A 14,058-nucleotide genomic window follows, 5' to 3' on the forward strand; every position below is an offset into this window, starting at 1 on the left:
TTAAATTAAAAAATATGATGAAAGCAAAACATATATTAAAATCTACAATAGTAATCTTAGTTTTACTATTATCATTTTCGGGTTGTGAAAGCCCAGATGAAGTTATTGAAGAGCTTAGCATAAGTCGTGAGTTTGCTCCTGTTGGCTTACAATCTTTTATAAGAAATCAGGTTTTTGTAGAACTTAATTGGGACTCAAATCCTGATGTAGACAATTACCTTGTTGAATTTAGTGAAGATCCATCCTTCTCTACCATAGTAAACTCTGTTAATGTTACCTCAAATGAGTTACCTGTACAAATAGAAATGGAACAAGAAACCTTTTATTATATTAGAGTACAAGCTATCAGTTCTAGAGGTTTAGAAAATTCTACTTATGCTACCACTACTGCAGAAACACTAACTGAACAAATCTTCTACCCTATTGTACCAGAAGATATTTTAGCTACTGAAGCAACATTTAGATGGCTACCTAACAGCACGGTAACAGAATTATTTTTAGTACCTGGAAATATATCTTATACCTTATCAGCTCAAGAGATAGCTGATGGTGTGGCTACAGTAACTGGACTAACAGGCGAAACTGATTACACTGTTCAAATTTTAAATAACACAACAATTAGGGGAGTCTTAAATTTTACAACAGGAGTTGATATTGGTGATGGTGTCTTAGTTACTCCATCAGATGACTTATTCCAAATGGTTGCTGATGCTGCATCTGGTGATGTATTAGTTTTAGACTCTGGTGATTATACAGCTCAAATTGGAACTTTAGTAATAGATAAATCCTTAACTATTAGAGGTCTTTATAATTTTGATAAACCTTTATTGAAATTAAGTATTTCAATTGTTACAGGAGCAACAGACGTAGAACTTATAGATTTAGACCTTACAGGTGATGCAGCTACTGATTTAACTGACATGGTAAGGTATTCTGCTCCTGGAAGTTACAACTCATTATTAGTGAGTGGGTGTAACGTTCATGACTATGCTAGATCATTTATTGCAGGAAACGAAACTGATGCTATTGTTCAATCTATAATAGTAGAAAATAGTATTGTGACTAACATTGAAACTAATGGTGGTGACTTCTTTGACTTTAGAAACTCTGATGTTTTTAATGTGAATTTCAACACAAGTACATTTAACAACTGTGCTCCTGGTAGAGACTTTTTCAGGATAGACGACGCAGGTACTTCTACTCAAACTGGTTTAACAAGCAATATTACATTAGATAGCTGTACGCTATATGCTTGTTCTAACAATTCAAGTAGAAGATTACTTTATATAAGATTTCAAGACAATGATATTGTAGTTAGCAATACTTTAATTACAGATACTGCAGCTGAAGGTTACTCTGATCAAAGTAGAACAGATGAGTTCATTGATTTTAGTAATAACAATTACTTTAATGCACCAACATTTTATGATTCGTCTGTACTTAGATATGATAATTCATCTTCATATACCACTTTAGATCCTGGTTATGTTGATGCTTTAAATGGAGATTTTACTCTAACCACTCAGTCACTAATTGATAACCAAATTGGTGACCCTCGTTGGAGATAGTAATATTTATTAGATAAGTTAGTCAAAAGAGGAGACGTGTTTACATATACACTTCTCCTTTTTTTATTTTACATTTAATTTTATATCCCTTAAATATGTCACAAAAACAATATTTCCTTACCCTTATTATAGCCCTATTTTTCGCTTTTAGTTATAGTCAACAATTAGCGTTTCCAACGGCTGAAGGCTTTGGAAAATTCACCTCTGGTGGTAGAGGTGGTTTTATCTACAAAGTAACCAATCTTAATGATGATGGAGAAGGTAGCCTTAGAAAAGGTATACTAAAAAAAGGGGCTCGTATTATTGTCTTCGATGTTTCAGGTACTATTGAATTAAAGTCTAAATTAGACATTAATAAAGGAGACCTAACTATTCTAGGACAAACAGCACCTTGTGGTGGAATTACCATAAAAGGTTATCCTGTAACCATAAAATCTGATAATGTCATTGTTAGATATCTTAGATTTAGAATGGGAGATACAAACGGTATTGAAGGTGATGCACTTGGCTGTAGGGATGCAAATAATGTTATTATAGATCATTGTTCTATAAGTTGGGGAACCGACGAAAACGCCTCGTTTTACAACAATAAAAATTTCACGCTACAATGGTGTATTATATCAGAAGCTCTTAACAGATCTGTGCATAAGAAAGGGGCTCACGGTTATGGTGGAATTTGGGGAGGTGTTAAGGCTTCTTTTCATCACAACTTAATAGTTAGTAATAATAGTAGAAACCCACGATTCAGTGGCTCTAAAACTACCGAAAACTCCGAAAATGAATTTGTAGACTTTAGAAATAATGTAATCTATAATTGGGGTGAAAATAGTATTTATGGTGGTGAAAAAGGAACTTATAATATCGTAAACAACTACTTTAAATCTGGCCCAGCAACAACTTCCTCTAAGTTAGATAGAATAGTAAGCCCTTCTGAGCCTTATGGGGAGTTTTATGTAGATGGCAATTACGTTCAAGGTTATAATGAAATAACCCAAAATAACTGGGATGGTGGTGTACAATGTGAAGAGCCAGAACAAACAAAACTTAGTAATCCAATAGATATTTCAAATAATATACTAACTACTAGTGCCAATATGGCTTATAACGATGTGTTAGAAAAAGCTGGTTTAAGCCTCTATAGGGATGAAGTTGATAAAAGAATTGTCAAGAATACAAAATCAGGCTCATCTGATTATAAAAATGGTATTATAGATTCTCAAGACAATGTGGGAGGTTGGCCATTTATAAAATCTAGAGAAGTTTCTAAAGATTCTGATGAAGATGGGATTCCTGATAAATGGGAACGTAAATTAAAACTTAATAAAAATAAGGAGGATGCTCAGCTCAATACTTTAAATAAAAAGTATTCCAATATAGAAGTATATGCAAATGCACTAGTATCTGAATGATGACTAGTGCATTTTATAATTTTATTTCTAGGTGCTCTTCTTAATTGTTATTCATACTCAAAGGCTCCTATATCTGGTGCAGAACCATTGAAAGGAAGACCGACATCTTCACCTGCATCAATTAAGTCACTTCCTGCTACGAGTTTTAGGAAATCAATATCTGGTAAACTACCATCCTCATTTCTTGGTGAAGCTAATAAATCAATATCAATAGCTACAAAATCAGAAGCGTTAGTTGTTATACCATTTTGCCATCCGTTGCTAGTGATATCTACAGTTGTAGCGGAAAAACTATCTCCTCCATTAACACCTGCAAACGACGCTGTATTTTTTACCAATAAGAATTGTGCTACATTAGTAGAGCCAAAATTTATATTTCTTCCATTACTGTAAGCTGAACAATTATAAATTTCAATATCACCTCTGTTACTATTGTGGTCAAATCCATCATAAACATTACCAGCGGCTATACAATTTTTGTAAATAGCGTTATGTTTTAAGGTTTTATCATCACTACCTCCTGTTTTGAAGCCATTACCATCACCAGCACCAATAGTTCCATTCATTAAATATCCATTTTTGAAGGCCCAACAATTTTCGTAATATGTAGTTATGTTATCCGTATCTCTCAAGTATCCGTCCCAACCATCATCTAAATTCTGCCATGCTCTACAACCTATAAATTTATTATCAGATCCAGCATCTAACTTACAAGCAAAACCATCTGCATTTTCTAAAGAAGAATCAGCATTGTAGAAAGAGTCACAATTTAATATAGTGTTATTACTACCTCCACCGCCTATTTGTAAGCCAGAGTCTTTGTTTTCACTAAAAGTACAGAACTCTATAAGGTTATTACTACCAGTTATATGCATACCATTATCACCAGCACCAAAAACATCTATTCCTTTGATATGCCAGTAATCACCTGAAAGCTGAATACCTCTATTTGAAGAATTCTCAGACATTGATGAAAAATTAAATCTAGGTCTGTTAGCATCTGATGGATAAGCTAAAAGTGAAATTAAATTGTTGTTTGATCCATCACCAGAAATCTGAATGGTTGAATTAAAAACATAATCCCCTTCTCTGACATAGATAATCTCACCAGGATTAGCTGTGTAAATTGCATTTAAAACCTCTTCAGGTGTTTCTACAACTGTACCATTAACAGGACTTTCAACTCCTGAAATCACAAAAGTGCGTTCTGCATAAACTCCTGACCCATCTTGAGCTGTTGCTCTTACCACTACCGTACCATTAGAAACAGCAGATAATAACCCAGAATTAGAAATTGTTGCTACACTACTATTGGAAACCGTCCAACTTACTGCGCTATTAGTTGCGTCACTTGGTTGAACTGTTACTGATAATTGACTAGTGCTTCCGTCGGTAATTGTATCTCCTGTAATAGTTATCGATGATACCGCTATTGTAGCTGGAGTATCATCAGAACTATCACTACTACACCCAAAGGAAAATAAAACACAAATTATCATTAAAAATCTTACGATGTTGTTTGTTGTTTTCATAGTTTTTATAATTGTGTAATCGATTACACAATTATAACTATTTTCTCTTTGGAATCAAAATTACTTTAAATAATTTCATTAAATTTACAAGGTTATTCCGTACATGAATTTTGATGAAGAAAAAGACTACAATTTATGACATTGCAAAAGAAGTTAATTTAACTGCTGCAACGGTATCTAGAGCTTTAAACAATAATCCCAAAATAAGCGAAAACACAAGAAAGTTAGTTCAGGAGACTGCACTAAGAATGAATTATGAACAAAACACGCTTGCTAGAGCTTTAAAAAGTGGGAAAAGTCATAATGTTGGGGTTATCGTACCACGAATGGATAGCAACTTTTTTGCTTCTGTAATTCGAGGTATAGAAGAAGAGCTTTACCCAAAAGGTTACCACGTTATTGTTTGTCAAACTCATGATCAGGAAAACTTAGAAACTGGGAATATTATGTCCCTGTTGAATGCCCAAGTAGATGGCATTTTAATGTCAATCTCAAACGCGAAGACTAAGAATAAAATTTTTCAAAGCATTTCTCAAAAAAGAGTTCCACTAATATTCTTCGATAGAAAAAAAGAAATACCAGGATTTAGCTCAGTAACTATAGACGACTTTAATGGCGCATATCAAGCCACAAAACATCTTATTGAGCAAGGTTGCAAGCGTATTGCTCATCTTTCTAACAATCGTTCGTTAGAAATATTTAAAAACCGTTATCTAGGCTATAAGCAAGCCATAATAGATCATGGTTTAGAGTTCGACGAAAGCATAGTCATAGAAACTTTTAGTAAGGTTTTAGAAGGTAGAAAAACAACGAAAAAGTTGTTGAATATGGATAACCCACCTGATGCTATATTTTCATCTAGTGACTTCACTGCATTAGGAGCTATTCAGGAAATAAAGGAACAAGGTTTAAGAATACCGGAAGATATCAGCGTTATAGGATTTAGTAACGAGCCTTTCACAAAGTTTATGGAACTATCCATTACTTCTGTGGATCAATCTCCAATAGAAATGGGAAGAATTGCCGCTAAAGTATTCTTAGAAGAAGTTGATAGCGATACACCAAACCAAAAGAATGAAAAAATAGTGTTACAGCCAGAACTTATAATTAGAGATTCCTCTCTGAAAGTTAAAGCGTAACACTATCCAAGAAAACTAATTTATATTTTTAGAGTGAAACTCCTCTTTTCCAAGGAATAAAATCGTCTTGATTTAAAATACTTGCTTTTGATTTTATGGTGCCACTAGCAACATCAACAATATATTGAAGCATCGTTTCTGCCATTTCCTCTATCGTCTTTTCACCTTTGATTACATCACCAGTATCAACATCAATAATATCGCTCATTTTTGCTGCTAATTCAGAGTTTGATGATACTTTTATTACTGGTGTAATTGGATTTCCTGTTGGTGTTCCCAAACCTGTTGTAAACAACACTATATTGGCTCCAGAACCTACCATAGCCGTAGTACTTTCCACATCATTTCCTGGCGTGCACAATAAGTTAAGTCCTGGATTAGTTACATATTCTCCATAATCCAAAACATCTACAACTGGTGATGTTCCACCTTTTTTAGCTGCACCAGCAGATTTCATGGCATCTGTTATCAATCCGTCTTTGATATTTCCTGGTGAAGGGTTCATATCAAAACCAGAACCAGCATCTACAACAGATTTTTCAAAGGCTTGCATTAAGCCTAAAAACTTGTTCGCTTTGTCCTCTTCTACACATCTGTTTACCAATTCCTGCTCTACACCACAAAGCTCTGGGAATTCGGCTAAAATTGCCGTTCCACCAAGCGCCACTAACATATCCGAAGTATAACCCAAGGTTGGGTTAGCTGATATACCTGAAAAACCATCAGAACCACCACACTCTAAACCTACTTTAAGCTTCGATAAAGGAGCTGGTTGTCTCTCAATTTTATTAGCCTCTTTAATGGCTTCAAAAGAATTTTTTATAATAGCTGTTAGCATTTCATCAACCGTACCCATCTGTTGCTGTTCGTACATCAACACTGGCTTTTTGTTGTTTGGGCTAATTGCCTCTAATGCTTTATTGAATATATCAATCTGAAGATTTTGACACCCTAAACTCAATACTGTTGCACCTGCTACATTTGGGTTTTTCACATAACCAGCTAACAAACGTGCTAAACTTTCAGAATCTTGACGAATACCACCACAACCTCCAGGATGCGTAATGAATTTCACTTCAATATTATCAAAAACATTTGTGGTTTGTTCTGGTTCAACCGCAGTATTTCCATCACCTTCATTAACCAACGAACGTAATAACATTCTGTGGTTATTAGACTTTTGAGTCAATAGTTCTTTTTCAAAAATATCTTTTAATAACTCAATGTTTCTGTTTTCGCAAAAAACCAAAGGAAAGAATAACCACGTATTGGCAGTACCAACTTGTCCATCTTCTCTGTGGTAACCCATGAATGTTTTGTCTTTCCACTTATCTACATTTGGTGCAGACCAACCTGTAGTATCTGTTTTCTGAGTGACTTTGGCACTTTCGTGTTTTACATTGTTTATGGTTAAAACATCACCGAGCATAATCGGTGTATTAGCTTTACCAACCAAAACACCGTACATAATGATTTTGTCTCCAGATTGCAAATCAGTAAGAGCAATCTTATGCTTTGCCTTAACATCTGAAACTACTTCTATATCTTGTCCTTCGAATGTTACAACTTCACCTGCTTTTAGGTTTACTAAAGCAACTGCTACATTATCACTTGGATGTACTTTTATTAATTTCTTTTGCATCACCTTTCGGTTTATTAATCTTAAATTTTATCCTTAAAGTTTTTCAAACCTTGCTCAACTCCATTAGCATCAATTTCTTCTAGAGCTACTGCTATAGTTTCAACAAGATTATTGACTTTAGTAAGGTCTTCATCCCAAAAATCTGTCTTTTCAAGTGTAGCACTTGCAACACTTTTATAGTCATTATTAGACCAAATTGTTTTGAACGTCTCTACAATAACTTCGCTATCATTTATAGGCAATGCTTTACCATGCCATTCTCCTTTGTAGAATCGAATTAAACAAGCAAAGGCAAATGTTAAATGTGCTGGTAATTTTTGGAATTTTTCGTTGTATTCCAATAAACTTGGTAATACTCTCACCTTAAATTTAGAAATAGAATTCAAAGCGATATCAGCTAATTTATGCTTGATGAATGGATTTCTAAAACGGTCTAGGATTTCTTCAGCAAAACTATCTAATTCTGCTTTATCCATTGGTAACACATGATTGATTTCATCAAAAATTGCACTGTTTACAAAAGCTCCTGTAAATTCATTATCAACAGTTTCTTTTACCGTTTCATTTCCGTAAAGCAATGAAAATGGTACCATAGAAGTATGCGCACCATTTAAAATGCGTACTTTTCTAGTACGGTAAGGCTGCATATCCTTAACGATTTTTACATCCAAATCCGTTTTATCGAAAGGTAGTTTTGCTTTTAGGTCATCACCTCCTTCAATAACCCAAAGTAAAAAGGTTTCCGCTGAAACTATTAAATTGTCTTTATAATCTAACTGCGCGTTATATTCTTCAATTTGATCTTTTGGATAACCAGGAACGATGCGATCGACTAAAGTGTTGTGGAACGAACAGTGTTCAGTTAACCATGCTTTAAAGCCTTCTTCAAGATTCCAGTCTGCACAATATTTTAAAATAATTTCTTTTAAAGTATCTGAGTTGTAATTGATTAACTCACATGGAATAATCGTCAATGCTTTATCTGAAGCGCCATTAAAATGCTGAAAACGTTTATGTAATAACATCGTCAGTTTAGCTGGAAACGAGCTTGGTGGCTGCATTTCCATAGTATCACTTTCTACATAAGCGATACCTGCTTCAGTTGTATTAGATATAATAAATTGTAATTCTTCTTCTTTTGCTAGATCTAAATACTGCTGAAAATCCGCATAAGGATTGATACCTTTAACAATATTAGTAATAAGTTCTTTAGTCTGAATTTCTTCCCCTTTTTGAACACCCTTCAAAAACAGGGTATACAGTCCGTCTTGATCATTCAACATATCAACCATACCTCTATCAATAGGCTGCACTACAGCTACACCTGCATTGAAATCTGCTGACTTGTTTAATTGCTGAATAGCATAATCTACAAATGCTCTAAGGAAATTACCTTCACCAAACTGTATAACTTTTATAGGTAATCTTTCTTCTAATCCTAAGTTTGATCTATTTAATTTATTGTCTATCGTTACTGACATTCTAATCTATTTTAAAGGTTAAATACACTTGGCAACCAAAGTGTTAATTGCGGGAAATACGTTACTAAAAATAAAGCTACTACCATAGCCAAGAACAACGGTAATAATGGTTTCATTACCTTCTGAATGGTTGTTTCGGCTACACCAACTCCAACAAAGAGGACGGATCCAACGGGTGGTGTACATAGTCCAATACATAAGTTAAGAACCATGATAATACCAAATTGAATTGGATCCATACCAAGATCTACTACTACTGGTAAGAAAATTGGAGTAAATATTAATACTGCTGGTGTCATATCCATAAATATGCCCACAAACAATAAGATTAGATTGATGATTAAAAGTATAATTATAGGATTATCACTTATTGCTAATAATGATGTGCTGATACTTTGAGGTATGTTTTCAAAAGACATTACCCAAGACATACTCATTGACGCTCCAATCAATAACATAACCACTGCTGTTGTAGAAGAAGAGTCTAATAAAATCTCTGGTAAATTTTTAAAACTGATTTCTTTGTAAGCAAAACCAAGAATTAATGTGTATAGAACTGCTATTGCTGAGGCTTCTGTTGCCGTAAAAATACCTGTAACAATTCCACCAATGACAATTACCAATAAGAAAAGGCTTGGTACAGCATCAATAAATGTTTTAAAAACTTCCTTTAAAGAACTACGCTTTCCTAATTTATATTTTTTCTTTTTAGCCCAAAACATTGCTACTAACATTAGGAATAAACCAGTAAGAATTCCAGGAATATAACCTGCTAAAAACAATGCTGCAATAGACACACCTCCACTCGCAAGTGAATATACAATAAGGACATTACTAGGTGGAATAATTAAGCCTGTAGTTGCAGAAGTAATATTAACTGCTGCACCAAATTCTTTAGAATACCCTTCTTTCTCCATTTCTGGCCCAAGAATACTTCCCATCGCAGAAGCCGAAGCCATTGCCGAACCTGCAATTGCTCCCATAAGCATTGCACCAATTACATTTATGAGTGCTAATCCACCAGGAAGAGAACCTACTAAAGTCTTTGCAAAAGCAATGAGTCTATGGGCTATACCTCCTTTATTCATCAATTGACCAGATAAAACAAAAAATGGTATAGCCAATAATGCAAAACTATCTAAACCAGTTCCCATACGTTGTGAAACCGTAGTAAAGGCTGGCATCGCAGGAATGCTAACTAACATTGTAAGTACTGAAGAAATGGAAATACTCCAAGCTACAGGTGTACCAATGGACAATAAACCCACAAAACTTATAACTAATACTAAAATTGGGATATAATCCATAACTACTTAATATTTATAATGTCTGAAACTTTATAATAAATAATCAACAAACCGCTTACAGGAATTGCTAAATAGACAATAGCCAATGGGATTTGTAATGCTGGTGATTGTTGATCTAAAACATAGGTAATATATACAAGTCTACTTCCTCCTATTACCATAGCAAAAAGTGCAAATAGAATTATAAGTACATATACTACTATCTTTAATTTCTTCTGTGTTTTATTTGATGCTTTTTGAGGTAAAACATCAATAGCCACGTGCATATTTCTACCTGAAACATAAGCCGCACCTAAAATACCCAACCAAACCATAAGGTATCTTGCCAATTCATCTGTAAATGAACTTGGAGTACCTACAACAAACCTTGTAAATACTTGCCAAATAACATTGATAACCATGACACCCATTATAACAATGAGAAGGTTTCCTAAAATCTTATCTATCTTTTTTCTCATCGATCTAATTATTCTTAATACGATTGATTAGGTCTTTCATATCCTCATCTTCACTATAGGTTTCATAAACATCTTTCACATCTTCTTCAAAAGCTGTTTTATCTGGCCTTACCACAGTTACTCCTGCTTTCTGCACCTCTTCTAAAGCTTCTTGTTCTGCTTCTGCCCAAAGTTTACGTTGATAACCAACAGACTTATCTACAGCTTCTTTTAACCAAGCTCTTTGCTGCTCAGATAATCTATCCCAAATATGTGTTCCTATGATTAGTACATCTGGTAATACTGTATGCTCGTCTAACGAGTAGTATTTACATACTTCATAATGTCTAGATAAATAAAAACTTGGAGGATTATTTTCTGCTCCATCTACAACGCCTTGTTGCAAAGACGTGTATAATTCTCCCCAAGATATTGGAGTTGGTGAGCCACCTAAGCTTTTTACCATGTCCATAGCAGTTACACTTTCCATAACTCTAACCTTAAGACCTTTTAAATCTTCAGGTGTGTTAATTGGCTTATCTTTGGTGTAAAAACTTCTACTTCCAGCATCGTAATAACACATGCCTTTAATCCAGTACTTGGTACCTTCATCTAAAAGTTCTTGACCAATTGGACCATCTAAAACCTCAAAAGCATGCTCTCTATCCTTGAACAAATATGGCAATCCAAAAACCTTCATACGAGGAGCGAAATTTTCCATAACTCCTACTGAAACTTTGGTCATATCCAAGCTTCCGATTTGAAGTAGTTCTATACACTCACGCTCGGTTCCTAATTGTTGACTTGGGTAAATTTCCAACTGCATTTTTCCGCCTGAAATCTCAGCCAAATCTTCACCCATTTTAACCATAGCTTTGTGCACAGAATGATTAACGTCAAGACTATGCGCCAACTTTATGGTTTCTACATCACTCATTTCACCACAACTAAAAACTGACAGCATAGTTGCTAGAAAAAGAATAAAATATTGGGATGTTTTCTTCATAATTTCTCTTTAAATTTTATTCTCTAAAAAATCTTTTCTAACAGGATTAAAAACATCTATCAGCATTCCTTCTTCTAAACAAACTACTCCGTGCATTATATTTGATGGTACAAAAAAGGAATCTCCTTCTTTCAATATTTTTTTCTCATCACCGATAGTGACTTCAAATTTACCACTTGATATATGTGTAGACTGTGTGTGTATATGATTGTGAATTTGCCCTACTCCATCTTTCTTGAACTTTACATTAACCATCATCATTGTATCATCATAACCAACGATTTGACGACTAATTTTATCCTCTAGAATTTCCCATTCCATCTTATCTTGCTCAAAAAAAACATTTGCCTTAGACATACTCTACTGCTTAAAAGTTGAAATATTCCTTAGCGTTAAAATAACTAATATCTGAAACGATTTTACCAATCCATTCTAGCTCTTCTTTTGGCAATTCACCTCTTTGTATTTCGTCACCAAGTAAATTACATAATAATCTTCTGAAGTATTCGTGTCTTGGGAATGAAAGGAAACTTCTAGAATCAGTTAACATACCAATAAAGCAACTGATAAGTCCCATATTAGATAAGGCATTCATCTGTTTAGTCATGCCGTCTTTTTGATCTAAAAACCACCAACCAGAACCGAACTGCACTTTACCTTTCACACTACCATCATTAAAGTTACCAATCATGGTCGCCATTACTTCATTGTCAGCCGGATTTAAATTATAAATTATAGTTTTTGTTAATTTATCTTTTCCGTCTAATGTGTTTAAGAACGCTGATAGTTTTTCGGCTTGTGGATAATCACCAATAGAATCCCAACCCGTATCTGGACCAAGAATACTATGCATACGTGCATTATTATTTCTTAGTGCACCAAGGTGAAATTGTTGTACCCAACCAAATTCGCGATAAGTTTCAGACAAGTATAGAAGGATAGCTGTTTCAAACTTAAGTACCTCTTCTTTTTCTAAAGTTTCACCACTTAATTTCTTTTTAAAAATAGCTTCAACTTCATTGTCTGTATATTCAACAAACGAAATTTGATTCAATCCATGATCACATAATCTGCAACCATTATCATTGAAATAATTTATTCTGCTTCTTAAGGCATCTTTTAGATCTTGATATGTAGAAATTTCAATATCTGCAGCTTTGCCTAAAGCATTTATATAATCGTTATAACTGTCATTAGCTATTAAAATAGCTTTATCTGGTCTAAACGCTGTACTTACTTTTATTTCTAAATCACTTTTAGCTAATGATTGATGATGTTCTAAGGTATCGATAGGATCTTCAGTAGTACAAACCAATTCAGCATTAACTTTACGTAACAAGTTTCTACAGCTATAATCTGCTGAACTTAATTGTTCTGAAGTCGATTCGAAAATACGCTCTGCTGATTTTTCATTCAACAAATCCGTAATACCAAAATAACGTGTCAATTCTAAATGCGTCCAATGATACAAAGGGTTACGCATGGTGTATGGTACGGTTTTAGCCCAGTTTAGAAACTTATCTTTATCTGAAGCGTCGCCTGTGATATATTTTTCGTTAATACCCAAAGTACGCATAGCTCTCCATTTGTAATGGTCACCATTAATCCACACCTTAGTAAGGTTATTATAAACTTTATCCTCTAGAATTTCTTGAGGAGGTAAGTGATTGTGATAATCTATTATTGGCTGATTTTTTGCATAATTGTGATATAGCTCTTCGGCATATTTATTTTCAAGCAAAAAATTATCGTGTATAAACTGTTTCATTTCTTTTAAAATTTATCTACCCATCCAACCGCCATCAACGGTTAAAATTGAACCTGACATATAATCACTTGCTTTTGATGCAAGGAATACAATAGGACCTTTAAAATCTTCTGGTTTTCCCCATCTACCTGCTGGAATTCTAGCTAAGATAGACTGACTTCTATCTTCATCATTACGTAAAGCTTCCGTATTATCTGTAGCGATGTAACCTGGAGCAATAGCGTTGACTTGTACATTTTTTGAAGCCCATTCGTTAGAAAGTGCCATTGTTAACTGACCAATTGCACCTTTTGAAGCGGCATAGCCAGGAACTGTAATTCCACCTTGAAATGTAAGCAACGATGCGGTAAAAATGATTTTACCAGAACCATTAGCAACCATATCCTTACCTATTTCTCTACTTAGAATAAACTGCGCATTTAAGTTAACCTCAACAACTTTATCCCAATATTCATCAGGATGTTCTGCTGCTGGCTTTCTTAAAATTGTACCTGCGTTATTTACTAGAATATCTATTTTAGGGTGATTAGCTTTTACAGCCTTTATAAAGTCGTAAAGTGACTCTCGATTAGAAAAGTCACATTGGTATGCTGTGAATGTTTTGCCTATTTCAGCAACTCTTTTACCTATTGCAGAGCCTTCTTTTTCTAATGATGCCGAAACACCAATAATATCTGCACCAGCCTCTGCTAAAGCTTCTGCCATTGCAAAGCCAATACCTCTTTTACAGCCAGTAACGAGTGCTGTTTTCCCTGTTAAATCAAACATA

12 protein-coding genes are annotated in these 14,058 nt (G+C 34.3%); 3 read left to right on the forward strand and 9 right to left on the reverse strand.

Annotation, left to right across the window (positions count from 1 at the left end; translation table 11 throughout):
- Positions 1–14: 14 nt before the first annotated feature.
- Positions 15–1,568: a DUF5123 domain-containing protein gene (locus AC2H4K_RS05165; protein ID WP_281138718.1), complete on the forward strand. Its 1,554-nt coding sequence runs from the start codon at positions 15–17 to the stop codon at positions 1,566–1,568.
- A 95-nt stretch (positions 1,569–1,663) separates the two neighbouring features.
- Positions 1,664–2,977 (forward strand): pectate lyase family protein, encoded by a 1,314-nt coding sequence (locus AC2H4K_RS05170; protein ID WP_281138719.1) that lies wholly within the window; start codon positions 1,664–1,666, stop codon positions 2,975–2,977.
- Between the two features lie 47 nt (positions 2,978–3,024).
- On the opposite strand, the gene AC2H4K_RS05175 is transcribed toward AC2H4K_RS05170, so the two are convergent.
- The gene (locus AC2H4K_RS05175) at positions 3,025–4,509 is read right to left on the reverse strand and encodes a right-handed parallel beta-helix repeat-containing protein (protein WP_281138720.1); all 1,485 of its coding nucleotides are present in this window, start codon (positions 4,507–4,509) and stop codon (positions 3,025–3,027) included.
- 113 nt (positions 4,510–4,622) lie between these two features.
- On the opposite strand from AC2H4K_RS05175, the gene AC2H4K_RS05180 reads away from it, so the two are divergent.
- A complete protein-coding gene (locus tag AC2H4K_RS05180) occupies positions 4,623–5,648 on the forward strand; it encodes a LacI family DNA-binding transcriptional regulator (RefSeq protein WP_281138721.1) in 1,026 nt (341 codons plus the stop codon).
- 28 nt (positions 5,649–5,676) lie between these two features.
- On the opposite strand, the gene AC2H4K_RS05185 is transcribed toward AC2H4K_RS05180, so the two are convergent.
- From AC2H4K_RS05185 to AC2H4K_RS05220, 8 genes are read right to left on the reverse strand one after another with little or no spacing between them, the layout of a single operon-like run.
- Positions 5,677–7,290, reverse strand: coding sequence for a UxaA family hydrolase (locus AC2H4K_RS05185; RefSeq protein WP_281138722.1), 1,614 nt, complete (start codon positions 7,288–7,290; stop codon positions 5,677–5,679).
- Between the two features lie 20 nt (positions 7,291–7,310).
- On the reverse strand, positions 7,311–8,771 hold the full coding sequence (locus AC2H4K_RS05190; protein WP_281138723.1) for a tagaturonate reductase: 1,461 nt from the start codon (positions 8,769–8,771) through the stop codon (positions 7,311–7,313).
- An 11-nt stretch (positions 8,772–8,782) separates the two neighbouring features.
- Entirely contained in the window at positions 8,783–10,078 is a 1,296-nt protein-coding gene (locus AC2H4K_RS05195) for a TRAP transporter large permease (RefSeq protein WP_281138724.1), read from the reverse strand.
- Between the two features lie 2 nt (positions 10,079–10,080).
- Entirely contained in the window at positions 10,081–10,536 is a 456-nt protein-coding gene (locus AC2H4K_RS05200; protein WP_243473804.1) for a TRAP transporter small permease, read from the reverse strand.
- Positions 10,537–10,540: 4 nt separating this feature from the next.
- Positions 10,541–11,521 (reverse strand): TRAP transporter substrate-binding protein, encoded by a 981-nt coding sequence (locus tag AC2H4K_RS05205; RefSeq protein WP_281138725.1) that lies wholly within the window; start codon positions 11,519–11,521, stop codon positions 10,541–10,543.
- A gap of 9 nt (positions 11,522–11,530) precedes the next feature.
- Positions 11,531–11,878, reverse strand: a complete 348-nt coding sequence (locus AC2H4K_RS05210) for a cupin domain-containing protein (RefSeq protein ID WP_281138726.1) — start codon at positions 11,876–11,878, stop codon at positions 11,531–11,533.
- A 10-nt stretch (positions 11,879–11,888) separates the two neighbouring features.
- A complete protein-coding gene (uxaC, locus tag AC2H4K_RS05215; protein ID WP_281138727.1) occupies positions 11,889–13,289 on the reverse strand; it encodes a glucuronate isomerase in 1,401 nt (466 codons plus the stop codon).
- A gap of 12 nt (positions 13,290–13,301) precedes the next feature.
- Positions 13,302–14,057, reverse strand: a complete 756-nt coding sequence (locus AC2H4K_RS05220) for an SDR family NAD(P)-dependent oxidoreductase (protein ID WP_493742943.1) — start codon at positions 14,055–14,057, stop codon at positions 13,302–13,304.
- Position 14,058 lies beyond the last annotated feature (1 nt).

This window comes from Winogradskyella sp. 266wxhm, assembly GCF_058964685.1.

What these genes read in the sequence shown, in the direction of transcription:
- AC2H4K_RS05170 (WP_281138719.1), top strand. Translation starts at nt 1,664, where the DNA reads ATGTCACAAAAACAATATTTCCTTACCCTTATTATAGCCCTATTTTTC.
- AC2H4K_RS05185 (WP_281138722.1), bottom strand. Translation starts at nt 7,290, where the DNA reads ATGCAAAAGAAATTAATAAAAGTACATCCAAGTGATAATGTAGCAGTT.
- AC2H4K_RS05205 (WP_281138725.1), bottom strand. Translation starts at nt 11,521, where the DNA reads ATGAAGAAAACATCCCAATATTTTATTCTTTTTCTAGCAACTATGCTG.
- uxaC (WP_281138727.1), bottom strand. Translation starts at nt 13,289, where the DNA reads ATGAAACAGTTTATACACGATAATTTTTTGCTTGAAAATAAATATGCC.
- AC2H4K_RS05195 (WP_281138724.1), bottom strand. Translation starts at nt 10,078, where the DNA reads ATGGATTATATCCCAATTTTAGTATTAGTTATAAGTTTTGTGGGTTTA.
- AC2H4K_RS05220 (WP_493742943.1), bottom strand. Translation starts at nt 14,057, where the DNA reads ATGTTTGATTTAACAGGGAAAACAGCACTCGTTACTGGCTGTAAAAGA.
- AC2H4K_RS05180 (WP_281138721.1), top strand. Translation starts at nt 4,623, where the DNA reads ATGAAGAAAAAGACTACAATTTATGACATTGCAAAAGAAGTTAATTTA.
- AC2H4K_RS05210 (WP_281138726.1), bottom strand. Translation starts at nt 11,878, where the DNA reads ATGTCTAAGGCAAATGTTTTTTTTGAGCAAGATAAGATGGAATGGGAA.
- AC2H4K_RS05165 (WP_281138718.1), top strand. Translation starts at nt 15, where the DNA reads ATGATGAAAGCAAAACATATATTAAAATCTACAATAGTAATCTTAGTT.
- AC2H4K_RS05200 (WP_243473804.1), bottom strand. Translation starts at nt 10,536, where the DNA reads ATGAGAAAAAAGATAGATAAGATTTTAGGAAACCTTCTCATTGTTATA.
- AC2H4K_RS05175 (WP_281138720.1), bottom strand. Translation starts at nt 4,509, where the DNA reads ATGAAAACAACAAACAACATCGTAAGATTTTTAATGATAATTTGTGTT.
- AC2H4K_RS05190 (WP_281138723.1), bottom strand. Translation starts at nt 8,771, where the DNA reads ATGTCAGTAACGATAGACAATAAATTAAATAGATCAAACTTAGGATTA.